Origin of the sequence: Pseudoalteromonas ruthenica, assembly GCF_008808095.1 — a bacterium.
In the GTDB taxonomy this organism is placed as follows: Bacteria; Pseudomonadota; Gammaproteobacteria; order Enterobacterales; family Alteromonadaceae; genus Pseudoalteromonas; species Pseudoalteromonas ruthenica.
In genome coordinates this window covers 1,692,481-1,717,561 of record NZ_CP023396.1, presented here as the reverse complement: position 1 = coordinate 1,717,561, position 25,081 = coordinate 1,692,481, and the positions used below count along the sequence as shown (strand labels likewise).

The following is a 25,081-nucleotide window of genomic DNA, read 5'->3' as shown; positions in this document are numbered from 1 at the left end:
GAGCAGAGCTTGCACTGGTAAATTAGGTAAAACTTGCTTATGGCAGAACAAATTTCCCTCAGTGCAGAGGTCCCCGTGGAACTAGGCGGTAAACGTCTAGACCAAATTTTGGCGCAATTGTTCCCGGACTATTCGCGCTCACGAATAAAAACGTGGATTCTCGATGATATGGTGCAGGTTGATGGCCTCACCTTAAACACCCCCAAAGAAAAGCTGTTGGGCGGTGAACACGTAGAGATCAACGCGCAAATTGAAGCGCCGCGAGAATATGAAGCACAAGATATTGCTTTAGATATTGTCTACGAAGATGACGATATTTTGGTGATCAATAAACCTGCGGGCTTAGTGGTCCATCCTGGTGCCGGCAACCCAGATGGCACAGTGTTAAACGCGTTATTGCATCATTGTCCAGAGATTGAAAATATCCCTCGTGCGGGTATCGTCCATCGTCTTGATAAAGACACTACAGGGTTGATGGTGGTTGCGAAAACCTTGCCGGCACAAACGCATTTGGTTGCGGCATTGCAAAAACGTGAAAATTTCACCCGTGAGTATGAAGCTATCTGTTATGGCACCATGACCGCAGGCGGTATGGTCGATGCGCCCATCGGTCGTCATGCCACTAAACGTACGCATATGGCCGTCAATGAATTTGGCAAGCCAGCCGTGACGCACTACCGAGTTGCTGAAAAGTTCCGCGCTCATACACGCTTACGGCTGCGCCTAGAGTCGGGTCGTACCCACCAAATCCGTGTGCATATGGCGCATATCAGTCACCCACTTGTTGGTGACCCCTTTTACGGCGGACGCCCACGTCCTCCTAAGCATGCCAGTGAAGAGTTTATGGCGACCTTACGAGGCTTCAAACGCCAGGCTTTGCATGCCATTAAGTTACAGTTAGCACACCCGATCACCGGTGAGCAAATGCGCTGGCAGGCCCCAGTCCCTGAGGACATGGTGGCGCTGACCGAAGCGCTGCGCCAAGACACCGAAGCCAACGGCTACGATGACCTCTAAAACACCATTTTATACCCCAACCTGGGGCGCTGATGAGTCCCTGGTAGGGGGGCTGCAAAGCACCCGCCAAGGCGGGTATAGTCAGGGCGTGTATCGCGGTCTTAATGTGGGGCTGCATGTGGGCGACCAAGAGTCAGCTGTGCTCGCCAATCGCGCTGTGCTCAACAGCCAACTGCCGCGTCCTGCCTGTTATGTAAACCAAGTACATGGCACCCATATTCATTGTGTTACTCAGTACAGTGAACAGCTTAGAATCGAAGCGGATGGCCTGTTCACATGCTTGTCAAAGCAGCCTTTGGCTATTATGACTGCTGATTGCTTGCCGCTTTTATTAGCCAGCCAAGATGGCGCTGAAGTGGCCGCGTTGCACTGTGGTTGGCGCTCCCTTGCCGGAGGCATCATCGAGCGGGCGTTACCCTTATTTAACACCTCCGCGAAAGATATTCATGCTTGGCTTGGGCCTGCTATAGGGCCCTTAGCCTTTGCGGTCGGGAATGAGGTTAAAAGCCAATTTTGCGCTCACAGTGGCGACTATCAGCAGGGCTTTACAGCACACGGCGACAAATTTCTCGCCAACTTGCCACTATTAGCCGAGCTTGCGCTTAATCGAGCTGGTGTGAGTAATGTCACTAAAGCTCAGGCCTGCACTTATACCCTTGCCGATACCTACTTTTCTTATCGACGCGATGGCCAAACTGGTCGTATGGCCAGTGTGATCTGGCGCAAATAATCACCAAAATTTTAACCGTATAACTTGATCAAACGCGCGCTAGCACCCATTAAATAGGTAATTAAAGTTTTAGTGGAAACAAACAGATGCGTTTAGATAGATTTACCAGCAAATTTCAGCAAGCGCTCTCCGATGCTCAATCATTAGCACTCGGTCGCGATCATCAATTTATTGAACCCGTACACCTAATGTACGCACTATTGCAGCAAACAGGCTCGAGTGTGCGTGCTCTTTTTGCGCAAGCAGGCGTCAGCGCCGATGAGCTCAACACTAAGCTTTCTCAAGAAATTGAGAAGTTGTTTAAAGTGGAGGGCGTCGGTGGCGACGTGCAGTTGTCCAATAACATGGTGTCATTGCTGAACTTATGCGACAAATATGCGCAAAAGCGTAAAGACAAATATATTTCCAGCGAGCTGTTCGTACTGGCTGCCTGTGAAGATAAGGGGCCTTTAGGAGAGATTTTTAAAGCTCTAAATATCACCACAGGTAAGGTAGAAAAAGCCATAGACGCACTGCGCGGCGGGCAAAAAGTGGATGACCCCAACGCTGAAGATACTCGTCAGGCGCTTGAGAAATTCACCATCGATCTTACCGAGCGGGCCGAGCAAGGCAAGCTTGATCCCGTTATTGGTCGTGACGAGGAAATCCGTCGCACCGTGCAAGTGTTACAACGGCGCACTAAAAATAACCCGGTGTTAATTGGTGAACCGGGCGTTGGTAAAACGGCGATAGTTGAGGGCCTAGCGCAGCGTATCGTAAACGGTGAGGTTCCTGAGGGCCTTAAGAATAAGCGCGTGTTATCGCTGGATTTGGGCGCCTTAGTGGCCGGAGCTAAATACCGTGGCGAATTTGAGGAGCGTCTTAAGTCGGTCCTCAACGAGCTGGCTAAAGAAGAGGGGCAAGTGATCCTCTTTATCGATGAAATTCATACTATGGTTGGTGCGGGTAAAACCGACGGCGCCATGGATGCTGGGAACATGCTTAAACCGGCGCTAGCACGGGGTGAATTGCATTGTGTTGGGGCGACAACCTTAGATGAGTATCGTCAATACATTGAAAAGGACGCGGCTTTAGAGCGTCGCTTCCAAAAGGTATTGGTAAATGAGCCGAGTGTTGAAGACACCATTGCTATTTTGCGTGGGTTAAAAGAGCGCTATGAGCTGCACCATTCTGTGGAAATCACCGATCCGGCGATCGTTGCAGCGGCGAATTTATCGCACCGTTATATTAGCGACCGGCAATTGCCCGATAAAGCCATCGACTTAATAGACGAGGCGGGCTCTTCCATTCGTTTACAAATTGACTCTAAGCCAGAGCAGTTGGACCGCCTTGAGCGGCGTATCATTCAGTTGAAACTTGAAGACAATGCCTTAGCTAAAGAAAAGGACGAGGCCAGCCAAAAGCGCCGTGAGGAAATGCAGGAGCTGATCCAAGAGCTGGAAAGTGAATATGCTGAGTTGGACGAAGTATGGAATGCGGAAAAGGCCTCGCTGCAAGGCACTCAAGTGATTAAAGCGGAGCTCGAGCAAGCGCGTTTGGACTTAGAGGTGGCACGTCGAGCTAGTGATCTACAGCGAATGTCAGAACTGCAGTACGGCCGAATTCCCGAGCTGGAGCGCAAATTAGACCTTGCCTCGCAAGTTGAAATGCAAGATATGAACTTGCTGCGTAATAAAGTTGGTGAAGACGAGATTGCCGAGATCCTCTCACGCTGGACCGGCATTCCAGTGGCGAAAATGCTTCAAGGCGAGCGTGAGAAGTTGCTGCAGATGGAAGACGAGCTGCACCAGCGCGTTATCGGCCAAGACGAAGCGGTCACTGCTGTTGCCAATGCCATCCGTCGCTCTCGTGCAGGATTAGCTGATCCCAATCGACCCATAGGCTCATTCTTATTCTTGGGCCCTACAGGGGTGGGTAAAACCGAGCTGACCAAAGCATTGGCGCAACTGATGTTTGACACCGAAGATGCCATGGTTCGTATCGATATGTCAGAGTTTATGGAGAAACATTCAGTGGCGCGTTTGGTCGGTGCGCCTCCGGGCTATGTTGGCTATGAAGAGGGCGGCTACCTCACCGAGGCTGTGCGCCGTCGTCCTTACTCGGTGGTACTGCTTGACGAAGTGGAGAAGGCGCACCCAGACGTATTCAATATCTTGCTACAGGTATTGGATGATGGTCGTCTCACTGACGGGCAAGGGCGCACCGTGGACTTTAAAAACACGGTGATCATTATGACTTCTAACTTGGGCTCGGATGTGATCCAAGAGCAAGCTGGGAATAATGATTACGCCACATTGAAAGACAAAGTGATGATGGTGCTGGCGCAGCAATTTAGGCCAGAGTTTATAAACCGTATTGATGAAACCGTGGTATTCCATCCACTAGCCGGAGAGCACATCAAGCAGATTGCTGATATTCAGTTGGCGAAGTTGCATGAGCGGCTCACTGAAAAAGGCTACCTATTGGAAATCACCGATGCGGCATTAGCTAAGCTGGCCGAGGGCGGGTTCGATCCGGTCTATGGTGCTCGACCTTTAAAACGGGCTATCCAGCAGGCCATTGAAAACCCACTGGCACAGAAGCTGTTGGCGGGTGAGTTGGCTGATGGCAACTTGATTTCCATCGATGCTGACGAGCAAGGCTTTTTATTTAGCTGTAAATAAAGGTCAGTTATAACTCATACGAAAGGCGGCAATAATTTGTCGCCTTTTTTATTGTGTCCATGCAGTGGTAATGTCAATATAGGTTTAGGAGCAATCATTCAACAATAGTGTTAGCTATGGAACACGGATACCAAGCCATGGTCATTCATGCTTTTGGTGAGCCAGGGGTGCTAAAACCAGTGACCCTATCGCGACCAAAGCCCGGTGAGCATGAGTTACTTATCAAGGTGCTGAGCACCGCTATTAACCCCATTGATGTAAAAACCCGCGCCGGTATCGGCTTTGCGGCAGAGCGGAACAAACATCGCCTGCCTATGAGCTTAGGCTATGATCTGTTTGGCGAGGTGGTCGCCTGTGGTGAGGCGGTAAAAACGCTTAAAAAGGGTGATAAGGTAATGGGTATGGTTGGCTTTGCCACCCAGCCAGGGACCTATGCACAGTATTGTTTGGCCCGTGAAAACGAACTCATTAAAGTCGATGCGGTGAATGAAGATGCGGTGCTATCCGGTCTGTGTTTGGCAGGGTTAACGGCCTTCCAAGCGCTCTCGGCGCTCGCCTGTCCAAAAAGTCAGCCCATTTACATTAATGGTGCTAATGGCACAGTCGGCTCGTTAGCTGCACAAATTGCCGCGCGAATGGGGTATCAGGTTGTTGCTATTAGCCGCAGTGAGCTGCCAAAAAGTGTCGCTTCTTGCGCTCAGCAAATAAGTTATGACCAGTTTGTGGCTGAGCAACGTAAGGGTTATTTGCTCGATGTTGTGGGCCTGGAGGTCGGGAAGCGTTGTTTACAAGGATTAAGTGCACACAGTCGTGTAGTCACTATTCCGACATTGTCACAAAAAGAGATTATTGCTGCGGCCAATGAGCAAGGAGTGACTGCATGCGGCGTGCTGGTGGTTAAAAACAATGCCCAGCTTAAACGCATTTACCAGTGGTATCGCCAAGGTCACTTAGAGCTGGCTCACTGCACTATGCCGCTCTCGGCAGCGGGCATGGCGCATCAGCGTTTAGAGCAAAATAGCAGCAAAGAGAAAGTTATTTTACTGCCTTGGACTTGAGTATTTGGCAGCGCACCCCATAACAACAGAATTAAGCCGCTTGGCTAGAGGTAGTATTTTTTGACTTGTACACAATTAAATCAGCGTCTTAGCGAATTGTCGTCCGCTGAAAATCAAGCCGCAATTGTCGGCATTGTTCGGGGTATTGAGCGCGAGGCGCTGCGTACCAATCGCAGCGGCGGGTTATCGACAAAGCCCCACCCAGTGGCGATTGGTTGTGCCTTAACCAACTCGATGATCACCACCGATTTTTCTGAAGCTTTACTTGAATTCATTACCCCAGTAAGCACCGATCCTGAGGAAACATTGGCTCAGTTGCGTGACCTACAAAAGTTCACTCTTGCGCAACTTGAAGATGAATTATTGTGGCCGGTGAGTATGCCGTGTTATATCCAAAGCCAAGATGAAATCCCGTTGGCGCAATTCGGCTCATCCAATGTCGGTCGTATGAAAACGCTATACCGAGAGGGGTTAAAAAACCGCTACGGCAGTATGATGCAGGCCATAGCCGGGGTGCATTTCAATCTCTCTTATCCGCAAACGTTTTGGCAAACCTTGCAGGGTTTAGCTGGGCAAAGTGGTGACTTACAGTCTTTTATTTCCGACAATTACTTAGGACTAATTCGTAACTTTAAACGCGAATTGTGGTTAATTAGCTATTTATTTGGTGCATCACCGGCATTGTGCGGCTCCTTTTTAGAAGGGCAAGAAACCTCATTACCGTTTAAAAAGCTTGGTAAAGGTAGCCTATACCTTGAGCATGGCACAGCTCTGCGTTTGGGTGATTTGGGTTACACTAATAGCGCCCAATCGAGCTTGCGGGTAATGTATAACTCATTGGAGGAATATGTTGCTGGCTTAAAGAGCGCGATCAACTCACCTTCTGAGTTGTACCAGCATCTTGATGATTATCATGCACCAAAACCGCAGCAATTAAATAAAAATATTCTGCAAATTGAAAACGAGTTTTACTCGCCTATTCGCCCGAAACGCAATGCTCGCTCTGGCGAGAAGCCAACGCAGGCGTTATTGCGCGGCGGCATTGAATACATCGAAATTCGCGCTTTGGATGTGAACCCCTTTGCGGATACCGGCATCGATTTAACGCAAATTCGTTTCTTGGATGTGTTTTTGACCTACTGCTTATTAAAGGCATCGCCGCACATGGATTGGCAGGAGCAAGGCCAGACACAAGAGAACCTCGATCGGGTGGTCAATCAAGGTCGCGATCCGCAATTGCAGTTGCAACGCGGTGACGAGTCTGTCTCTTTGCAGCAATGGGCCGAGGACATTTTTACCGATCTTGCAAAAGTCGCTGACTATATGGACCAAGCGCATGGCAGCGATGTTTATCAGAATACCATTGCTGAGTTACAGAGCTGGGTGAGCGATCCTAGTAAGACCATATCAGGGCGCTACCTACAACAATTACTCAGTGATGATGTTGACAATGGTCAGTTTGCCTTGCAATTGGCACAACGTTACAGCGACGCTCATAGTCAGTGGCAGTACCAATGCTTTGACGACGCACATTTAGCTGAGCAAGCCGAACTGTCGGTTAAGGCACAACAGCAGGTGGAGCAGGAAGACACTGTGAGCTTTGAAGCCTTTTTAGATGAATACTTTGCGGTGGAAAAGATAGAAGCATAAAAAAAGCGCGGCTAAGGTAGCCGCGCAAATTATTCTACAGGGATGAAACAATGCTAAACTGCTGCATTCATAAGTTCAGACTAAGGCTTGCGGATTAAGTTCAAAATAAATGAAAAAAAATTTATCGCTTATTTTTACCCTGTTTATACTTGCTGGGTGTGCGACCGCGCCACCTAAGCAACCTGATGATATCTGCAAGATTTTTGAAGAGAAAGAAGATTGGTATTTTGATGCCAAGGACGCGCAAGAGCGCTGGGGCTCGCCTAAACATGTGTTAATGGCGATGATGTATCAAGAAAGCTCCTTTCGTCATGACGCTGCCCCGCCCATGGAATATTTCTTATGGATCATCCCCGCAGGTCGTGCCAGTGACGCCTATGGTTACTCACAGGCAAAGACCATGACCTGGGAAGATTACACACGCGAAACCGATAACGGCGGCGCTGATCGTGACGATTTTGACGATGCAATCGATTTTATGGCGTGGTTTGTGTGGAAAACACATCAGATTAACGGCATTTCGAAGTGGGATGCGTATGCTCAATACCTTAACTATCACGAAGGGTGGGGCGGTTATAAACGCGGCACCTATCGCAGTAAGGCTTGGTTAATGCGCGCCGCGAATAAAGTGAAACGTCGTGCCAGTCGTTATGCGGTTCAGCTTAAGCGCTGCGAAGAGGAGTTAGATAAGAACTGGTTTGAGCGCTTATTCTTCTGATTGCTGCAACTTAGGAGCACCACTGAAGCGCTGGCTATCTTCAAAGCCCTTCTCCCAGCGCGCTTTATCGGCGTAAAAAATATGTGCTGTGACATTGATATTAGGGTCATCGTCGAGCGAGCCTGCAGGAACAACGAGTAAGTCTCCTTGTTGTTGATACATGGGTAATGCCGAGCCACACCGACTACAAAAGCTTTTGCAGTGAGCGCTGTGTGGGAGTTGGTAATGTCTTACCAACGGCTCACCTGATAACCAAGTGAGTGTAGCCGAGTTTGAGAACAAGTTTGCTCCGTGCGCCGAGCCACTGTCTTTGCGGCAGTGACTGCAGTGACATAAATAGAAATGACTGAACTCACCTTTTATTTCGAAGCGTACCTGTGCGCATAAGCAGCTGCCTTGCATAAGCCTTCTCCTTTGTTTTCATTACTACAAGTTTAGCCAGTGCCACTGTAGTTGCTCATTTATTGCTGCGCATAAATCCAGTCCAATCCTTGGATTAAGGTGCTCGGAAACGCTGTCGCGTGTTTAGCCCCTTCAATAATGCGAAACTTAATCGTCGTATTTTTTCCGCATTCAGCGGTCATTTTCTCTATTAGTTTTTGCGCCCCAGCCACCATATGCTGCTTTTCTCCATACTTTGGCTGTTCCAAGCTGCCCACTGATACATAGACCTTGGTTGGTAAACGAGGTTTCATCACAGATGAGTGTAAAATATCGTTATTGGCGAACCATACCGATGGGCTGCCGATTATATAACTGCTGAACATATCAGGGTGATTGAACAGGATATAGGCGCCAAACAACCCCCCTAATGAGTTTCCCACAAACGTGCGTTGTGAGGGGAGGGTTCGGTAGTTTTGCTCAATATAGGCGAAGACGCTCTCGCGGATAAACTTAGCATGACCATCAGCATGGCCAGTTTGAAACTTCCAGTTTGTGGCTTGCGCCGGTGTGTAGTCTCTTATTCGACTAGATGGGCCTTTTGAGTCTCGTGAATAGGATATCCCCACAATGATAGCCTCTTTCATTGTGCCGCTGTTCATCGGAAAGCGTGTAGCACCTGAAGCGATCTGAAAGCTATACCAGGCATCCATCAGGTAAATGACGGGATACTTTTTATCTTTATTTATCGCATAAGAGCGAGGCAGCTTTATAAATACAGGGTATACCCGTTTGCTTGCAGGCTCTGTTAATTCGATAACTGCACTTCTTGGTATTTCAAAGGGCTCGTTTGCGAGCCCTGTAGCGCATGTAACGATAAGAATAAAATACAGTAAATAACTCAAGGTCGTCTCCTGAATAGACAATAGTTTAACTGGTGCGCACAGGCGTATCCTGTGCTTTGGCCGCTGTGAGGTGACGAATACGCTTGGCGATAGGTTGCTCGAAGCATCGGTATGACAAGTAGGCCACCATTATGCTTAGTGCTAAGGCGACAATGAGTTTGAGCTCAACAGTCAACGCCAACTTATTTACCTGCATAATAATGGGCATATGCAGCAGGTATAGCGAATAGGAGATTTTGCCGATGAAATCACCAAGGCGATTGGCGAGTACAATATTGTTATCAGGGACGAGAAATACGACGCAAAAGAATACCGTGCTCATAACTAGTAACACTTCATAGCTTAGCCACATTCGTCTTTCATCGCCGCTGGTTATCGGAGTGAATTGTGGATACATAAGTGGTATTAACAGAAGAACCAGTACAAAGCGGTGCTTTCGCATGTAGTTAGGCACTTTTAGGGTGGGGTACAGTAAGCCCAAAATCACACCCACAAAAAAGAAAGGTAAGGTGCGCAATATGCTAAAGAGGTTATAGGGTATTCCATAAATATCGCCATAAATCCTCGGAAAGTTGGTAAAAAACAGCACAATCATTACCGCCACAATAGCGAGATAAATATAGCCTGTTCTATTTTTAGCCAGCATCCAAAAAACAATAAAAACCACATAAAAGTGTATTTCAGGTGGAATAGTCCAAAGCACGCTCTCGCCGTGAATAAATAGCAAGTGGCCGAGTAAGACGTTGACATCAGGTATGTTATATAGGCTGTCATTCCCGCCCTTAGCGAGTATGAACGAGGTAAACACCACAGCTAGGTACAAGGGCAGCACCCTTGCTGCTCGGGCCAATAAATAGCGCGTGAGATTAGTGCGATTGAACTCTTTACCTAAATAAAGGTATGCCATTAAAAAGCCGCTTAGTAAAAAGAATAGCATCACCCCATAGGCACCGGAGCCGCCTCCTAGTGCGCCATCAAACCAGAGGGTTATATCACTGAAATGTGTAAAGAAAACAATAAGTGCAGCGAGCCCTCGCAAGGCATTCAGCTTTCTAATTTCCAACCTAGACTCCTAATCTGAACATTATTATTATTCGCCGTAGGGCGTGAAGAGTTAGCGCTGCAGTTGAAATTATTAACTAACATTATTGCAGCCAGTTATTGCTAGGCTTACCGGCTGGTTATGCTCATTTTACTGCAATATAAATATCTACTTCATTATCATTTTTATAGTATTCAAAATCTGTTGTATAGGCCCGTTGATAGGGGCAATTAGATGAATTGAAATAGTGCCAAACTTCGCGCCAAAGTTTTATAACTGCTTGTGGCATTTCACCATTTGATGAAAAAATGAGGTACTTACCTGAACGAACTTCGATATGTATCAATTCTGATATCATGTTTGGTGATAATGTGTCCGAGCACGCGATCACATCAAAAGCCCCAGTAAAATCAGATTCATAGTTTGTGTATAAACCAAATATTCTTGATTGACCGGTTAGGTGTGGAGCCGCATTTGTGTTGAACTTAGCCCAAAGATTGCTAATCTTTGCTCGAGTAGGGGTGGCTTCGTCTGCATTCGTAGTGCGAGCCAAAAAACCTGTCACTGCAAAGCCATCTAATTCATGTATCTTCATATCGCTTCCTTGCTATTTAACTATGTACTGCCTGTATACCCAGCCTAGTGCATATTATTTATCTATAAAGTCATGAAGTTAGCAAAGGCAAAGGATAATGTCTAAGTATATGTTGGGCGCTGAAAGCGAGCATGACTCTTTATGGGGTGTTTCTCGTGCTTATTTTTTAGCGACCACAAATGCAGTCAGGTTATAAACCGATTTGGTTTGTGGGTCTTTTTATCGCATTGCGGACTATTAGGCTGTTTACACATCGACAGAGGCTGCTACCTGGAAAAGGTAGCAGCCCTAAAAGGGTGGCTAGTCTTTCGACTTCTTGCGACGCTGCTGTGGGAGCACACGTACCAGCTTAATCATGTTTTCTTTTACTTCCATGACCTCAATCGGGTAGCCCTCAATTTTAAGCCCTAAATTGGCGTCGGGAATATCTTCTAAATATTCGACAATCAGGCCGCTAAGAGTTTTTGGCCCATCTTGGGGAAGGTGCCAACCCATTTCTTTATTGAGGTCACGAATATTGGCACCGCCATCAACTAGCACGGAGCCATCATCCTGCTGACTGACTTCCTCGCTTGGTGGCCGGGTTTGTGTGGTGGTGAAATCGCCAACTACTTCTTCGAGAATATCCTCAAGTGTAACTAGGCCTTGAATATCACCATATTCGTCAACAACTAAGCCAATACGCTCTTTAACCTGCTGAAACTTGTGTAACTGGGTATTCAAAGAGGTGCCTTCGGGAATAAAGTAAATCTCCCTTACTGCGCGAAGCAGCGACGACTTATTAAACTGCTCTTTGGTGAGTAGACGAAGTGCGTCTCGAGCATGAATAAAGCCCACGGCATCATCGATTTGGTCACGGTATAAAAGCACTCGGGTGTGCTGTAAGTTGGTGAGCTGCTTACTGATCACCTTCCAGTCATCATTAACATCAATGGCGTTAATTTCATTACGTGGGATCATAATGTCCTCCACGGTGACCTGCTCAAGGTCTAAAATCGACGTCAGCATGCTTTTGTGCTTGGCCGGCAACATGGCCCCGGCTTCACTTACCACGGTTTTCAGCTCTTCTTTAGAAAGGCTGTGCTCTTCCATTTGCTCTGGGCTAAAGCCAAGCAGACGCAACAAACCGTTTGTGATCCAGTTTAGGGCAATCACAAAAGGCAAAGTTAAGCGCAGCAAATTTTTAAGAATCAGCGAGCTTGGAAAGGCGATTTTCTCTGGGTACAAGGCGGCAATGGTTTTCGGAGTCACCTCTGCAAAGACCAATAAAATAAAGGTCAACCCAAAAGTGGCCACCGCTAAGCCGACAACATCGCCAAACAGGCGAATACCAATAATCGTGGCCACTGAAGAGGCCGCAATATTAACAAGGTTATTGCCAATAAGGATCAAGCCGATAAGGCGATCAGGGCGCTTGAGTAGGCTGCTGACTCGCGTGGCTCCGGCGTGTTTTTGTTTTTCTAGGTGGCGTAGTCGAAATTTATTTATCGACAACATCCCAGTTTCGGAGCTAGAGAAGTATGCGGAGAGTACGATCAGTATTGCTAGAATGATAAACAACGTACTCGTCGATATGTCGTCCAAAGAAGGATCCTTCTATTAAAAATCAAGGTATATTAAGCGGCACTCGCCGCGCGTAGTCAAGTGAACTTGCCCTGAAGATAAAGTAATTGCTTAAAAACGCTGCAATATTACTTCTTGGACAAAGCGACTGCCAAAATAGGCAAGAGTGAGTAGGCCGGCACCGACCATAATAGTGATCACAGAGGATTTGCCGCGCCAACCTCGCAGCTTGCGGCCAATAACAACGGCTAAAAACACCCCCCAGGCGATAATGGAAAGCACCGTTTTATGCGCGTTTTCAATAGCCAGCATGGAATCTAGGAATACAAACCCAGAGAGCAGGGCGAGGCTCAACAAAGCTGTGCCAACAAACACTAATTGGTAAAGTTGCCGTTCGACCACCATCAGCGGTGGCAGGTGGCTGTATACAATGGCTAGGTCTTTGCGTTTAAGGCGTTTGTCGATGAAATAAAACTGCACCGCATACAAGGTAGCAATCACCAGCACGCAATAAGCCAGCAGTGAAATAGAGATATGTGTCACTAACCCAATTTCCAGGCGAATACTTTGCACGATGATATCGTGCGGCATAAATAGGCTAGCGAATAACAAAATAGTGGCAAACCCATACACGACAGGTAGCAATAAGGTGGCTGGAAAGCGCAGTGACACGGCGGTCACTGATAATACGATAACCCAGCAGGTCAGCAGCGATACATTAATAAAAGATAGGTCTTGGCCTTGGGTGGTGAATACCGCATTTACGAGCAACACCATGTGCGTCAAAATCGCAAGTGTACTGAGGATCACCGTGGTTTTTTGCGATGGGCCTTTGGCATCAAACAAGCGAGACAATACGTGCGCGGTAGCAGCACCGTAAAAAGCACAACTCAACAGTGTCAAAATTGTAATCAGCATGATGACCTTTTTTGCTCGTAGTTATTATTCCATCAAGAAGCCATTGTATTTAAAGCGAACACGCTTGCCTAGATCTAATTGCCTTTGCTTTGCACTTGGTGCTGGGATTTGCCCCCCGCTTTCAGTTATAATCGGCGAAAATGTAAGTAGCAACGGAATCGTTAGCGATGTTTGAAAATCTGCAGGAACGATTAGGGAAGACCCTAAAAACCATCAGTGGCCGTGGCCGCCTCACTGAAGACAATATTAAAGAGACGCTGCGTGAAGTGCGTATGGCTTTGCTTGAAGCTGACGTCGCTTTGCCCGTTGTTCGTGATTTCGTCAAGCAAGTCAAAGAGCGTGCCGTTGGCACAGAGGTGACTAAAAGCCTGACTCCTGGCCAAGTGTTTGTCAAAATAGTCCGTGAAGAGCTTGAAAAAGCCATGGGCGAGGCTAACGAAGAACTTAACCTCAATGCCCAGCCGCCCGCAGTCATTATGATGGCTGGCTTACAAGGGGCGGGTAAAACCACCAGTGTTGGCAAGTTGGCGAAGTTCCTAAAAGAGCGCAAGAAAAAGTCGGTATTGGTGGTGAGTGCCGATATTTATCGACCAGCGGCAATTAAACAGCTTGAAACTCTAGCATCCGAAGTAGATGTCGAGTTTTTCCCCAGCGACACCTCGCAAGACCCAGTTGATATCGCCAATGGCGCCATTGCTCACGCCAAGAAAAAGTTTATTGATGTGGTGTTAGTGGATACCGCCGGTCGTCTTCACGTTGATGAAGACATGATGAGCGAGATTAAAGCACTGCACAGTGCTATTAACCCAATTGAAACGCTGTTCGTGGTTGATTCCATGACTGGTCAAGATGCGGCGAATACCGCGAAAGCTTTTGATGAAGCACTGCCACTTAGTGGCGTGATCTTAACTAAGACCGATGGTGATGCCCGTGGTGGTGCCGCGCTATCGATTCGCCATATTACCGGTAAACCCATTAAGTTTATCGGTGTTGGTGAGCGTAGCGATGCTCTAGAGCCGTTCCACCCCGACCGTGTTGCGTCGCGTATTCTCGGTATGGGCGACGTTTTGTCTCTTATCGAAGAAGTGGAAATGAAGGTCGATAAAGACAAAGCTGCAAAAGTGGCGGATAAGGTCTTTAAAGGCAGCGGCTTTACATTAGAGGACTTTGCCGACCAACTGCGACAAATGAAAAACATGGGTGGCATGATGTCCATGCTTGATAAGTTGCCAGGCATGAGTAACTTACCTGAAGGAGTAAAAGGGCAAGTTAACGACAAAACATTTGTGCAAATGGAAGCCATTATCAACTCCATGACACCGAAAGAGCGCGCGCGTCCGGAAATTATTAAAGGCTCACGCAAAAAGCGTATTGCTGCGGGCTCTGGCACACAAGTGCAAGACATCAACAAGCTGCTGAAGCAATTTACACAGATGCAGAAAATGATGAAAAAGATGAAAGGCAAAGGTGGCATGATGAAAATGATGCGCGGCATGAAAGGGATGATGCCACCAGGAATGATGGGTGGCCCCGGCGGCCCTAAGTTCTGAGCCAATGCGTTATATAAAAAAAGCGTGACAACCGTCGCGCTTTTTTTTTGCGTTGCAAAGCGCGTTAAGCGGTGAAATAGTAGGTTCTATATCAATATAACAAGCGAGGTTGATGTGAGAGCGCTAGTTATTACCATGCTTTTTTGGGTATTGGTCGGCTGTACTAGTACGGATTGGCGTACTGCCAGTCGTGAAAGTGCAGGCATTGCGCAGCCGGTGAGTGAACCGGAGGCGGTGATTGAGTTTTATGCCGCTGATGCATTCAGCTGGCGTGGTTGGTTTGCCGTGCATACTTGGCTTGCAATAAAAGAGCAGGGGGCACAGCAGTATACAGTGTATGAAGTGGTTGGCTGGGGCGTGGACCAAGGTCGACCGGCTTTGCGCAGCTATAAAACATCCACACCTGATCGTTACTGGTACGGTGCTAAACCGGATAAATTTCATATGGTCAGCGGCGCCAAAGCAGCAGAGCTTATTCCTAAAATCCAAGCGGCTGCGCAGCAGTATCCATGGGTAAACGAATACACGCTCTTTCCAGGGCCGAACAGCAATACCTTTCCCGCATGGATAGGCAGGCAAGTTCCCGAACTTGAACTGGCGATGCCTTTTAGTGCTATTGGCAGCGGTTATGGCGATTAGCTTACGTCGTTTTGCCCAAGGCGATGAGCACGCGTTAGTGTCTTTGCTCAATAATGCCCAGGTACAACGTTTCTTATCGCCCAAAATCCCCTATCCTTACACTGAGGCGGATGCCACTTGGTGGGTTCGAGAGGGCGCTCAAAGCGAGCACATCTATGCCATTGAGCACGATAATGAGTTGATTGGCTGTATCAGTGCCACAGTGGGGCAGTTCGAGTACGCTAAATCAGCTGAGGTAGGTTATTGGCTGGGTCAGCCTTATTGGCGCCAAGGCTTTGCGAGTGAAGCGCTGCAACAGCTATTAAGCAAGCTCGCTCATGGAACTGATTTACTGCGCCTGCATGCAGTCGTATTTGCAGGGAATAAAGGTTCTCAGGCGCTGTTAACGCGCTGTGGCTTTGTCCTCGAAGGACGACTAAGGCAAGCGATAGTGAAGCAGGGCCAGCGTTTTGATGGCCTTATTTATGGGCTATTACTTGACGACATACGCTGAACAAACCGGCCTTTAGCGACAGCTCAAAAGCCAGGATCATCATTTAACCCACACAAACCACGTATTTAATGCAGTTCTTACTTGCATTGTGGCAAAAAATTCGTACAATTCCCGAGCTTCCCTGTATGGGGAAGTTTCACTTATTAATGAAAACAGTCAATCTATTTAGAGGACGGTATGGTAACTATTCGTTTGCAACGTGGTGGCGCTAAGAAGCGTCCTTTCTATCAAATTGTGGTTGCGGATAGCCGTTTCTCGCGTGACGGTCGTTTCATCGAGAAAGTAGGTTTCTTTAACCCTATTGCTGCTGGTCAGGAAGAAAAACTTCGTCTAGACCTTGCCCGTGTTGATCACTGGGTAGGCCAAGGCGCGTCTCTTTCAGATCGCGTAGCAAAGCTAGTTAAAGACGCTCGTAAAGCGGCTTAATAGGCGTAAGTGTAACCATGAGTCAACAAGAGCAAGCCTCAACAATCGTCGTTGGCAAACTCGGAGCCCCGTATGGGATCAAGGGTTGGCTTAAGGTGCATTCATTTACTGATGATCCCCAAGGGATCTTCGATTTCAGCCCATGGTTGATAGGGCAACAAGGTAAATGGCAAACCTTTGAAGTGAGTGACTGGCGTCGCCACAACAAAGGCTTTATCGCCAAGTTTGCGCAAATTAATGACCGTGACCAAGCAATGGCTATGACCAATGCGGAAATCTCGGTTGAAGTGGCGCAATTACCAGAGCTTCCCGAAGGGGAGTTTTATTGGCGAGATCTCATCGGCATGGCCGTGGTAACCACAAAAGGTTATGACTTAGGTCAAGTTGATGACTTGATGGAGACAGGCTCGAATGATGTGCTGGTTGTGAAAGCAAACAGTAAAGATGCATTCGGCAAAGGCGAGCGTTTAATCCCATTTTTGACCGATTCGGTCATTATCAATGTGGACCATGACGAGCGTCAGATTACTGTGGACTGGGACCCAGGCTTTTAATGGCACAAACACCGTTTTGGATGGGGGTAATAAGCCTCTTTCCAGAGATGTTTTCGGCAATTACTGAGCAGGGCGTAACAGGCCGCGCAGTGAAACGTGGTTTAATCGACTTTCACTGCTGGAACCCGCGCGATTATGCAACGGATAAGCATCGTACCGTGGACGATCGCCCTTATGGTGGAGGTCCAGGCATGTTGATGATGGTTGAACCATTGAAGCAGGCCATACTCGATGCGAAAGCTGCGGCAGGCGAGGGCGCTAAGGTAATTTACATGTCCCCACAAGGGCGAAAACTAGATCAGCAAGGCGCACAAGAGCTCGCTCAGTGCGACAAACTGATTTTAGTAGCTGGTCGTTATGAAGGTATAGATGAACGGCTCATCGAATCCTATATCGATGAAGAATGGTCGATTGGGGATTTTATCCTCAGCGGCGGTGAACTACCGGCCATGACATTAATTGACGCTGTTGCGCGATTAGTGCCAGGGGTGTTAGGTCATAACCAATCGGCTGAGCAAGATTCATTTTCGGATGGCTTGCTCGATTGTCCGCACTATACCCGGCCAGAGATATTGGATGGCAAAGCGGTTCCACCGATTCTACTCAGTGGTAACCACCAAGCAATCGCAAAATGGCGGCAAAAGCAGTCATTAGGGAGAACTTGGCAAAGACGTCCAGACTTGTTGCAAAACCTAGCTCTGACTGAGGAGCAAGCGCAGTTACTCGCTGAATATCAGCAAGAAAACTCATAGCTTGTGGCTAGAAGACAGTTACACCTAGGAAAGTGAGAAATAAAATGGCAAAAGTAAACCAAAATATTATTAAAGAGCTTGAAGCTGAACAGCTTAAGCAAGACGTACCAAGCTTCGGCGCTGGTGACACAGTTGTTGTACAGGTACGTGTAAAAGAGGGTAACAAAGAGCGTCTACAGGCCTTTGAAGGTGTTGTAATCGCTAAGCGTAACCGTGGCCTACACTCTGCATTCACCGTGCGTAAGATTTCAAGCGGTGAAGGCGTTGAGCGTGTATTCCAAACGCACAGCCCACTTGTAGATAGCATCACAGTTAAGCGTCGCGGTGCAGTACGTCGCGCGAAACTTTACTACTTGCGTGAGCGTTCTGGTAAGTCTGCACGTATTAAAGAAAAACTTAATTAATACGCGCGTTTTACTAAGACGTGATAAAGCGGGCCAGCTAGTAATAGCTGGCCCGCTTTGGTTTTTATAGGCAGCGCCTTATGCTTCCTCTCGCTGCAGGTGGCTCCTCGCATATTATTCAACACCTCGTTACCTCTTGCCCCTTTTCCTGACTTACTAATATTGCTACTATCGATGTATTAATTAGTTTACCAAGTGTAATTTTAAGTTTACATCATGACCTCAGAGCAGCAGCTAGCCCAACTTCGCAATCAAATCGATGCCTGTGATACCGAACTCGTTCGCCTCCTTGCCAAGCGTAACCAAATCACCGAGCAGGTAGGCAAAATAAAGCAACAAAGCGGCGCTTCTTTGCATGCCCCCGAACGCGAGGCGGCGTTGATCGCGGCGCGGCGTAAAGAGGCTGAAGAAGCGGCGGTTAACCCTGACTTGGTCGAAGATATTTTGCGGCGCATGATGCGAGAGGCCTATCAAAACCAACAAAGTGAGTTGGCTTGTGTTTGTAAGTCGCTCAATCCGGTGGCGATTGTCGGTGGTCGTGGAGCGATGGGGCAACTATTTGCTAAGCAGCTTACCCGTAGTGGTGTTGAGGTGCGTATTATTGACCGCCAAGAACAGCAAAGTGGCGAAGCTGCAAAGTTACTCAAAGGCGCTAAATGTGTGCTTATTAGTGTACCTATCAACGCCGTAGAGGAGGTTGTCGCCAACCTTCCTGCTTTGGACGAAGATGCCTTGCTAGTTGATATTACGTCTGTGAAAGAAAAGCCCTTAGCGGCGCTGACCAACAAACACAGCGGTCCGGTATTGGGCTTGCACCCGATGTTTGGACCAGATATTAGCCACTGGGTTAAACAAACTGTGGTGGTGTGCAAAGACGTAGAGAGTGAAGCAGGTGAGGCGTTGTTGGCTCAGCTTAAAGTGTGGGGATGTCAACTTGTCACTATGAGCGCACGCAAACACGACGAAGCCATGCAAATAATCCAGGTTATGCGCCACTTAACCACCTTCGTATATGGCCAGTTTCTAGCTAAACAAGAACATAGCTTAGCAGAAATTCGCGATTGCTCGTCCCCTATCTATCAGCTGGAATTAATGATGGTGGGCCGTTTGTTTGCACAAAGCCCGGAGCTGTATAGCGACATCATGCTTGCGCAGTTTGAGCGCGTAGAGCCGCTCTTGGAGGCGTATAAAAATACCTATGAACATACTTTAAGCATGCTGCGTGATAAAGACAAAGAGGCGTTAATGACCGCATTCTCTGATGCAAAAGTGTTCTTTAGTGATGCCAGCGATCAGTTCTTAAGCCAAAGCCGAGCTTTGTTAAATAAAGCTAATGATGCCAAGGTGTTAGGTTAGTATTTGCTTTATCAAAGATGTGTTCCGTGTGTAGAAAGGCATTGATGGCGCCTTTCTACACAGACAGGATTACATTTTTGGCGTAACCGCTTTAAGCGATTCACTTTGGTAGCAGCCTAAAACGCGAATAAACTCAGTGAAGGGTTTAAGCTCTTCTAAGGCTTGATTAACATTAGGGTCGTCGATGTTCGCTTCTAAGTCGACATAAAACACTTCTTCCCAAGGGTTGCCTGGCACCGGGCGAGATTCTAGTTTCACTAAGTTAATCTCACGCTGTTTGAAAATCATCAGAGCATCAGCTAAGGCGCCCACTTGCTGCGAGGTTGACATAATTAGCGACGTTTTTGTGGGGATTTGCATTGATACCTGAAGCGGTTTGCGGGCAACCACAATGAAGCGGCTGTGGTTTTCACTTTGATTAGCAATCGCCGTTTGCAGCACCTCTAACCCTAAATGCTTGCCGGCCTGCGCCGAGCCAATTGCCGCGCTGTGCTCGCACTCAAGCGCTGCCTTCATTGCACTGGTGGTGGAGTCGCAATGCTCGAGCTGAACCTGATCTAACCCTTGAATAAACCGGCTGCACTGAGCGAATGGCTGAGGGTGACCAAAGAGCTTATTGATATCGGCCAGCTCAGTCCCTGGTTTGGCTAATACACAGTGCTCAACGCTGTGGGTTACTTCACCGACAATCGACACTTGGGCATGTTGCAAGAGGTCAAACACCTCATTAATACTGCCAGAGCTGGTATTTTCAATAGGCAGTACGCCAAAGTCTGCTTGGCCTTTTTCCACTGCGCCGGTGATTTCATCAAATTGTGAACAACCAAGTTCTACGAGCTTGCCTGGGCGGCGGCTGAAATACTTATGTACGGCCAGTTGCGAGTACGAGCCTTGCCCTCCTAAGTAAGTGACTCGGTTGGTCGTCCCTAGGGCTTCGGGGTTGAGGTTTTGTTGCAACATGGCCTGTTGGTGCAACACCGAGTCCTCTAAAATACGCTGGAACACATTGTTGATATAATAAGCGTCTAACCCTAAGGATTTGCCATAACTTATCAAGTTCTCCAGCAGTGCCTGTTCCCGGGCTTCATCACGTATGGGTTTATTGTTGTTAATTTTATACTCCACAACGGAGTGTGCGATACGGCGGCGTTTAGCCAGCAAAATCAAAAGTTCGGAGTCTATTTCGTTAATATCCCGGCGCAATGCATGCAGCGTTTCGTTAGTCATTATTAGGTTTCCTCATTCCCAAAACGAAAAAAGCCTCCCGGTGGGGAGGCTTTAGCATAAGGTGAATCTCACGTACTCGCTATCGGCCTCCCTAACAAGGGCGGAAGATAAAAAAGCGAAAAAATACGAAAGAGATACTGTTCATACTTTCAATCTACTGGTTCCACTCTATGCAAGTCAACAGCTAAATCGGGCTAATTTGATATTTCTCAATTTAATGTCTTAGCGCCGGTAAACTAGGTGAGTAGAAAACGTTATTGTGTTACAAATACTATGCGAACTAGCAACGCGGTGTTATAGCTCATACCTTTGTATGGGCTGCAATACCGTGCAATCAATTATTCCACGAAAAAGGTTTATATAAGTGCCTGAGGCCTGTTATATTTGCTAGCTGGCTAAAAGTACATTAATCCAGAGACTTAAAAAGGATAGGCAGTGGTCTACAGGCGTCCGCCATCTCGGTTTGGCATTCATTCCCTCAGCATCAAGCTCTCGGCATTGATCTCTGCTATTTGTTTGATTGCCGGTATTTTTGCGGCGGTGCTGATGCTCAAGTCAGAGCAAAAGCAGTTGATGTTTGAAGAGCATGAACAGTTAAACCAATATAGTGCACGTTTTATCGGTCAGTTTGGCCGTTTTATTGATACCAAAACCAACATTGCTGAGCAGGCCAACGAGGTCGTTAAACGCGCTTTATTCACTCACACCAACACCAACGCTTCCTTTAAGTCACCTCAATTTATAATTACCGATGAACTAACGCTGCGCAGCATGTCTGATGATGGCCTTTCTGCTGCCATCATCCCGAAAAAGAACTATTCACCTGCCTACGAGCGACTGTTTGCAAAATCAGAGCAGCTTTGGCAGGTCATCTCGCCCACGTTGATTCAAGACTATTTTAATTTCTATTTGCTGACCGAGGATGACTTTGTCCGAGTGGCGCCGCCGAACTGGGCATTGGATGTGCCAGCGGATTATCGCGCCGTGAATTCATTGAATTTCGATCGCGTTAATGAGCAAAATAACCCCACCCGTCAGGCAGTGTGGACGCCGGTGTACTACGACCCTATCTGGGGTAAATGGATTGTCAGTATTGTCACACCCATTTATAAGCAGGATCAGCACGTTGCGTTAACAGGTGCGGATTTAGAACTGGATAAATTACTCGAATACTTGCCAATAGATGACCCACATCAGCAGATGTTTGTTGTTGATGCACAGGGACAGTTATTGGCTCACCCGCGCTTAGACAATGCCACCTACCAGCGCTATGGCCGCCAAGGTAAACCGCTACGCATGTCTGACTTTATTAACCCTAAACTGGTTGAATTAGTCAGTGGGGCGCTGCGCTTAAAACTGCCAACGGTGACAGAGCAATTCAGTTACGAGGGAGAGAATTACCTCACCACGATTCGCAAAGTTGAAGGGCTGGATTGGTACGTGGGTATTTACCGCAAGCAATCCAGTGCTTTAGAAGCGCTTGAGGCATTGCAAATAAAGTTCTTAGGGCTGTTTATTCTCTACGCCATTCTCGTTGCTCTGCTACTACACCAAGCTTTGTATCAGCTCGTGCTTCGGCGCATTTATTTGCTTGTGAATGCGGTATCCAGCTTTGGCAAAGGCAAAATGGACACCGACTTCCCGCCAGAGAGTAAAGATGAAATAGGCGTTCTCAATGGCTCATTTAAAGACATGAGTGTCGAGCTGAGTAACACCATCACCGGGCTTAATCAGCGTATTAAAGAAAAAGAAGTGGCCGAACAGGCTGCCAACCGGCTCTCTAAAGCGGTCGCTTACTCTGGTACTGGGGTGTTGATCACCAACTATCAACTGCAAATTGAGTATGTGAACCCGAAAATGCTGGAGATGACCGGGTACAGCGAAGAGCACTTCATTGAGGCCAAATTACTCAGTGTTATTGCCCGGGAAATGGCGATTCTCAACGAAGACATTGAGTTTGACTTACGCTCACGTAATTATTGGCGTGGTGACACCATGCTGCAGCACATTGATGGTCGAGCCATATGGGTATCGCTCAGTATTTCTCCCATCCGTAATGAGGAAGGGGATGTCGATAGCTACGTCGTTTCCGCGCAAGACATTTCCTTTGTAAAAGAGAGTCAGCGCAAAATGGAGCAGCTGGCTTATTTTGATACCCTTACCGGTTTGGCCAACCGTACTTTCTTCCGCATGCAGCTACGTAAGTCGATGGCGCTCGCGGATAGAGGGCATTATGCTTTTGCCTTGTTTTACTTCGACCTTGATGAATTTAAACGCATTAATGACACCTTGGGCCATGATGTCGGTGACCAATTGCTGGTAGAAGTAGCTCGGCGCCTCAAAAACCGCCTTCGTACCGAAGACACCATTGCCCGTTTAGGCGGTGATGAATTTGCGGTATTACTCAGTGGTATTGAAAGTCATGAGCGTGCAAAAGAAGTCGCTAACACCATTCAGCGCACTCTTAATCAGCCTATTCAGCTCGGCAATAACGAGGTGATTGTGAGTGCCAGTATTGGTATTACCATGGCGCCCGATGACAGTAGCGAAGAGGATCAATTGCTTAAGTACGCTGATTTGGCAATGTACGAGGCTAAGGCAAAAGGCAAAAATACCTATCATTTCTACTCCAAAGAGCTTAACGCTGCTGCAAACGAGCGCTTATACATAGAGAATGAGCTACGCCAAGGGATCCGTGATAGTCAATTTCATCTTCATTACCAGCCACAGGTTGATAGCCGTGATGGCCGTATTCTCGGTTTTGAGGCATTGGTTCGCTGGACTCACCCTGTGCAAGGTCCCATTTCACCATTTAAGTTTATTCCCATCGCTGAAGCCACAGGACTCATTGTTGAGCTTGGCGAGTGGGTGATGCGCGAGGCGTGCGCATTCTCGGCGCGTCGAGCTAAAGCCGGTCTTGAAGCCAATGTATCAGTGAACTTATCAGCGCGGCAGTTCCAAGACGCCAACCTCATTGCCACTATGAGTAAAACCTTGCGTGAATCTGGCATTGCCCCTGACAAGCTCCACCTTGAGCTCACTGAATCTATGTTAATGGGAGACGTCGATACCGCTATTTCGCAGTTGCTTGAAATGAAGCGTTTGGGCGTGTCTATTTCCATTGATGACTTTGGCACCGGCTACTCGTCGCTAAGCTATTTAAAACGTTTCCCGGTTGATGTGCTGAAAGTGGATCGCTCTTTTGTGCAAGATATCCCTGAAGACTCTAATGACATGGAGATCACCGCAGCTATTATTGCTATGGCACAAAAATTAAACCTCAATGTTGTTGCCGAAGGGGTTGAAACGAAAGAACAAATGGAGTTTTTGAAAGCCAATAACTGTTTTATTGTGCAGGGCTATTACTTTAGTCGTCCGCTGGAAGAGGGAGCGGTCAATGCGTTGCCTGAACACCTCGAAGTGGAAGCCCCATGAGTTCAGTGCATATAGATACAGACAAAGCAAAGCTGCAGTTTGACGTGATTCACGGGTTTATAAGCCGCACTTACTGGGCTAAAGATATTCCTGCTGCGGTGATGCGTCGTGCCATCGATAACTCCTTATGCTTTGGCGCCTATAACCAGCGGGGCGAGCAAGTAGCCTTTGCCCGCGTGACCACGGATTACGCCACATTCGCTTATCTGGCTGATGTGTTTGTATTGCAGCATTATCAAGGGCAGGGGATAGGCAAAGCGCTTATTGCTGAGGTGGTCGCCCATCCTGAGCTGCAAGGGTTGCGGCGTTTTATGCTCGCCACCTTCGATGCGCACGATTTATATCGTCAGTTTGGCTTTAACGCCATTGATGACCCAAGCATTTTGATGCAGCGTCATAATGCCGATATATACCAAGCCTAAAGAAGCGGGCTGACATCCACGGGCAAGTCAATAAGAATTAATAATGCCCCTTTACCGCCATATTCTAGTGGCGCTTGGTGCATGGCAATCACATCAGGATGCTGCACCAGATATTGCGGCACTTTGTGCTTTAACACCCGCTCACCAATGCCATGCACTACACACGCACAGGCCACATGCTGTTTTTTGCAAGCGCTGATCAGCGCTGCTAACTCCTGTTTGACCGTTTCTTTGTTGAGGCCGTGCAAGTCGAGGATCAGTTCCGGATTGTAATCGCCACGACGCAGCTGCTTTGCCAGGTAGCGGTCTTCTCCTGCTTTGACATAGCTGATGGTACTGTGTGTGTCTATGTCGGGAATATACTCGTCTGAAAAGTAGAATTCGGTATTACTTTGGCGCTCCACTTGTTGGCGCTGAGCGATCGGCTTTTTCTGTTGCTCAGTCAAACGCACGGTGTCATTTTTGACCCGCTTGGTGGCGCCAATGCTTTGGCGAAATAAATCGATGTCCTGTTGCGACAATGGCTGTGCGTCAGGTGCTGTTGGTTGCTGTTTTTTCATGGTCGAGAGTTTAACCAAAAAAA

At 47.7% G+C, this 25,081-nt stretch carries 24 protein-coding genes; 16 read left to right on the top strand and 8 right to left on the bottom strand.

What is annotated here, in order from left to right:
• Positions 1 to 39 precede the first annotated feature (39 nt).
• The 6 genes from rluD to PRUTH_RS08105 all read left to right on the top strand — a co-directional run bounded on the left by rluD (position 40) and on the right by PRUTH_RS08105 (position 7,836).
• On the top strand, positions 40 to 1,017 hold the full coding sequence (gene rluD / locus PRUTH_RS08130) for a 23S rRNA pseudouridine(1911/1915/1917) synthase RluD (protein WP_053910294.1): 978 nt from the start codon (positions 40 to 42) through the stop codon (positions 1,015 to 1,017).
• Positions 1,007 to 1,747 (top strand): peptidoglycan editing factor PgeF, encoded by a 741-nt coding sequence (gene pgeF / locus PRUTH_RS08125; RefSeq protein WP_151173019.1) that lies wholly within the window; start codon positions 1,007 to 1,009, stop codon positions 1,745 to 1,747. The genes rluD and pgeF overlap by 11 nt, the downstream gene beginning before the upstream one ends.
• A gap of 86 nt (positions 1,748 to 1,833) precedes the next feature.
• The gene (clpB, locus tag PRUTH_RS08120; RefSeq protein ID WP_045978196.1) at positions 1,834 to 4,410 is read left to right on the top strand and encodes an ATP-dependent chaperone ClpB; all 2,577 of its coding nucleotides are present in this window, start codon (positions 1,834 to 1,836) and stop codon (positions 4,408 to 4,410) included.
• A 116-nt stretch (positions 4,411 to 4,526) separates the two neighbouring features.
• Positions 4,527 to 5,468: an NADP-dependent oxidoreductase gene (locus PRUTH_RS08115; protein WP_151173018.1), complete on the top strand. Its 942-nt coding sequence runs from the start codon at positions 4,527 to 4,529 to the stop codon at positions 5,466 to 5,468.
• Positions 5,469 to 5,528: 60 nt separating this feature from the next.
• Complete coding sequence (gene gshA / locus PRUTH_RS08110; RefSeq protein WP_151173017.1) at positions 5,529 to 7,118, top strand: glutamate--cysteine ligase; 1,590 nt, start codon at positions 5,529 to 5,531, stop codon at positions 7,116 to 7,118.
• 109 nt (positions 7,119 to 7,227) lie between these two features.
• Positions 7,228 to 7,836 carry a transglycosylase SLT domain-containing protein gene (locus tag PRUTH_RS08105; protein ID WP_151173016.1) on the top strand — a complete coding sequence of 203 codons (609 nt, stop codon included), beginning with the start codon at positions 7,228 to 7,230 and terminating at the stop codon, positions 7,834 to 7,836.
• On the opposite strand, the gene PRUTH_RS08100 is transcribed toward PRUTH_RS08105, so the two are convergent.
• From PRUTH_RS08100 to PRUTH_RS08075, 6 genes are all read right to left on the bottom strand, one after another.
• Positions 7,825 to 8,238, bottom strand: coding sequence for a GFA family protein (locus tag PRUTH_RS08100; RefSeq protein ID WP_151173015.1), 414 nt, complete (start codon positions 8,236 to 8,238; stop codon positions 7,825 to 7,827). The genes PRUTH_RS08105 and PRUTH_RS08100 overlap by 12 nt on opposite strands.
• A 59-nt stretch (positions 8,239 to 8,297) precedes the next feature.
• Positions 8,298 to 9,122: an alpha/beta hydrolase gene (locus PRUTH_RS08095; RefSeq protein WP_151173014.1), complete on the bottom strand. Its 825-nt coding sequence runs from the start codon at positions 9,120 to 9,122 to the stop codon at positions 8,298 to 8,300.
• A gap of 25 nt (positions 9,123 to 9,147) precedes the next feature.
• Complete coding sequence (locus PRUTH_RS08090) at positions 9,148 to 10,185, bottom strand: acyltransferase family protein (protein ID WP_151173013.1); 1,038 nt, start codon at positions 10,183 to 10,185, stop codon at positions 9,148 to 9,150.
• 124 nt (positions 10,186 to 10,309) lie between these two features.
• Complete coding sequence (locus PRUTH_RS08085) at positions 10,310 to 10,759, bottom strand: GyrI-like domain-containing protein (protein ID WP_151173012.1); 450 nt, start codon at positions 10,757 to 10,759, stop codon at positions 10,310 to 10,312.
• Positions 10,760 to 11,059: 300 nt separating this feature from the next.
• Positions 11,060 to 12,343: an HlyC/CorC family transporter gene (locus PRUTH_RS08080; RefSeq protein ID WP_026111228.1), complete on the bottom strand. Its 1,284-nt coding sequence runs from the start codon at positions 12,341 to 12,343 to the stop codon at positions 11,060 to 11,062.
• A 90-nt stretch (positions 12,344 to 12,433) separates the two neighbouring features.
• The gene (locus PRUTH_RS08075) at positions 12,434 to 13,240 is read right to left on the bottom strand and encodes a cytochrome C assembly family protein (RefSeq protein ID WP_022945759.1); all 807 of its coding nucleotides are present in this window, start codon (positions 13,238 to 13,240) and stop codon (positions 12,434 to 12,436) included.
• Positions 13,241 to 13,407: 167 nt separating this feature from the next.
• Between PRUTH_RS08075 and ffh the strand changes: the two genes are divergently transcribed.
• From ffh to tyrA, 8 genes are all read left to right on the top strand, one after another.
• Positions 13,408 to 14,790, top strand: coding sequence for a signal recognition particle protein (gene ffh / locus PRUTH_RS08070; protein WP_022945758.1), 1,383 nt, complete (start codon positions 13,408 to 13,410; stop codon positions 14,788 to 14,790).
• A gap of 135 nt (positions 14,791 to 14,925) precedes the next feature.
• Positions 14,926 to 15,429 carry a DUF3750 domain-containing protein gene (locus PRUTH_RS08065; protein WP_151173722.1) on the top strand — a complete coding sequence of 168 codons (504 nt, stop codon included), beginning with the start codon at positions 14,926 to 14,928 and terminating at the stop codon, positions 15,427 to 15,429.
• Positions 15,419 to 15,922, top strand: a complete 504-nt coding sequence (locus PRUTH_RS08060) for a GNAT family N-acetyltransferase (protein WP_151173011.1) — start codon at positions 15,419 to 15,421, stop codon at positions 15,920 to 15,922. The genes PRUTH_RS08065 and PRUTH_RS08060 overlap by 11 nt, the downstream gene beginning before the upstream one ends.
• 177 nt (positions 15,923 to 16,099) lie before the next feature.
• Positions 16,100 to 16,348: a 30S ribosomal protein S16 gene (gene rpsP, locus PRUTH_RS08055; protein ID WP_045978188.1), complete on the top strand. Its 249-nt coding sequence runs from the start codon at positions 16,100 to 16,102 to the stop codon at positions 16,346 to 16,348.
• Positions 16,349 to 16,365: 17 nt separating this feature from the next.
• The gene (gene rimM / locus PRUTH_RS08050) at positions 16,366 to 16,902 is read left to right on the top strand and encodes a ribosome maturation factor RimM (RefSeq protein WP_022945754.1); all 537 of its coding nucleotides are present in this window, start codon (positions 16,366 to 16,368) and stop codon (positions 16,900 to 16,902) included.
• Positions 16,902 to 17,654, top strand: coding sequence for a tRNA (guanosine(37)-N1)-methyltransferase TrmD (trmD, locus tag PRUTH_RS08045; protein WP_022945753.1), 753 nt, complete (start codon positions 16,902 to 16,904; stop codon positions 17,652 to 17,654). Before rimM ends, trmD begins: the two co-directional genes overlap by 1 nt.
• A gap of 44 nt (positions 17,655 to 17,698) precedes the next feature.
• Positions 17,699 to 18,058, top strand: coding sequence for a 50S ribosomal protein L19 (rplS, locus tag PRUTH_RS08040; RefSeq protein WP_022945752.1), 360 nt, complete (start codon positions 17,699 to 17,701; stop codon positions 18,056 to 18,058).
• Positions 18,059 to 18,274: 216 nt separating this feature from the next.
• Complete coding sequence (gene tyrA / locus PRUTH_RS08035) at positions 18,275 to 19,414, top strand: bifunctional chorismate mutase/prephenate dehydrogenase (RefSeq protein WP_151173010.1); 1,140 nt, start codon at positions 18,275 to 18,277, stop codon at positions 19,412 to 19,414.
• A gap of 69 nt (positions 19,415 to 19,483) precedes the next feature.
• On the opposite strand, the gene PRUTH_RS08030 is transcribed toward tyrA, so the two are convergent.
• A complete protein-coding gene (locus PRUTH_RS08030) occupies positions 19,484 to 20,641 on the bottom strand; it encodes a chorismate mutase (protein WP_138547819.1) in 1,158 nt (385 codons plus the stop codon).
• Positions 20,642 to 21,076: 435 nt separating this feature from the next.
• On the opposite strand from PRUTH_RS08030, the gene PRUTH_RS08025 reads away from it, so the two are divergent.
• Positions 21,077 to 24,076: a bifunctional diguanylate cyclase/phosphodiesterase gene (locus tag PRUTH_RS08025; protein ID WP_151173009.1), complete on the top strand. Its 3,000-nt coding sequence runs from the start codon at positions 21,077 to 21,079 to the stop codon at positions 24,074 to 24,076.
• Positions 24,073 to 24,498 (top strand): GNAT family N-acetyltransferase, encoded by a 426-nt coding sequence (locus tag PRUTH_RS08020; protein WP_045978184.1) that lies wholly within the window; start codon positions 24,073 to 24,075, stop codon positions 24,496 to 24,498. The genes PRUTH_RS08025 and PRUTH_RS08020 overlap by 4 nt, the downstream gene beginning before the upstream one ends.
• Here PRUTH_RS08020 and smrB read toward each other — a convergent pair.
• A complete protein-coding gene (gene smrB, locus PRUTH_RS08015) occupies positions 24,495 to 25,058 on the bottom strand; it encodes an endonuclease SmrB (protein WP_151173008.1) in 564 nt (187 codons plus the stop codon). The genes PRUTH_RS08020 and smrB overlap by 4 nt on opposite strands.
• Positions 25,059 to 25,081 lie beyond the last annotated feature (23 nt).

Bases quoted from the DNA above. Each gene is read 5' to 3' on its own strand.
- PRUTH_RS08030 (WP_138547819.1), bottom strand. From the start codon at position 20,641: ATGACTAACGAAACGCTGCATGCATTGCGCCGGGATATTAACGAAATA.
- PRUTH_RS08020 (WP_045978184.1), top strand. From the start codon at position 24,073: ATGAGTTCAGTGCATATAGATACAGACAAAGCAAAGCTGCAGTTTGAC.
- tyrA (WP_151173010.1), top strand. From the start codon at position 18,275: ATGACCTCAGAGCAGCAGCTAGCCCAACTTCGCAATCAAATCGATGCC.
- PRUTH_RS08060 (WP_151173011.1), top strand. From the start codon at position 15,419: ATGGCGATTAGCTTACGTCGTTTTGCCCAAGGCGATGAGCACGCGTTA.
- PRUTH_RS08065 (WP_151173722.1), top strand. From the start codon at position 14,926: ATGCTTTTTTGGGTATTGGTCGGCTGTACTAGTACGGATTGGCGTACT.
- pgeF (WP_151173019.1), top strand. From the start codon at position 1,007: ATGACCTCTAAAACACCATTTTATACCCCAACCTGGGGCGCTGATGAG.
- PRUTH_RS08105 (WP_151173016.1), top strand. From the start codon at position 7,228: ATGAAAAAAAATTTATCGCTTATTTTTACCCTGTTTATACTTGCTGGG.
- smrB (WP_151173008.1), bottom strand. From the start codon at position 25,058: ATGAAAAAACAGCAACCAACAGCACCTGACGCACAGCCATTGTCGCAA.
- trmD (WP_022945753.1), top strand. From the start codon at position 16,902: ATGGCACAAACACCGTTTTGGATGGGGGTAATAAGCCTCTTTCCAGAG.
- PRUTH_RS08115 (WP_151173018.1), top strand. From the start codon at position 4,527: ATGGAACACGGATACCAAGCCATGGTCATTCATGCTTTTGGTGAGCCA.
- clpB (WP_045978196.1), top strand. From the start codon at position 1,834: ATGCGTTTAGATAGATTTACCAGCAAATTTCAGCAAGCGCTCTCCGAT.
- PRUTH_RS08085 (WP_151173012.1), bottom strand. From the start codon at position 10,759: ATGAAGATACATGAATTAGATGGCTTTGCAGTGACAGGTTTTTTGGCT.
- PRUTH_RS08075 (WP_022945759.1), bottom strand. From the start codon at position 13,240: ATGCTGATTACAATTTTGACACTGTTGAGTTGTGCTTTTTACGGTGCT.
- rpsP (WP_045978188.1), top strand. From the start codon at position 16,100: ATGGTAACTATTCGTTTGCAACGTGGTGGCGCTAAGAAGCGTCCTTTC.
- rimM (WP_022945754.1), top strand. From the start codon at position 16,366: ATGAGTCAACAAGAGCAAGCCTCAACAATCGTCGTTGGCAAACTCGGA.
- rplS (WP_022945752.1), top strand. From the start codon at position 17,699: ATGGCAAAAGTAAACCAAAATATTATTAAAGAGCTTGAAGCTGAACAG.
- ffh (WP_022945758.1), top strand. From the start codon at position 13,408: ATGTTTGAAAATCTGCAGGAACGATTAGGGAAGACCCTAAAAACCATC.
- PRUTH_RS08100 (WP_151173015.1), bottom strand. From the start codon at position 8,238: ATGCAAGGCAGCTGCTTATGCGCACAGGTACGCTTCGAAATAAAAGGT.
- rluD (WP_053910294.1), top strand. From the start codon at position 40: ATGGCAGAACAAATTTCCCTCAGTGCAGAGGTCCCCGTGGAACTAGGC.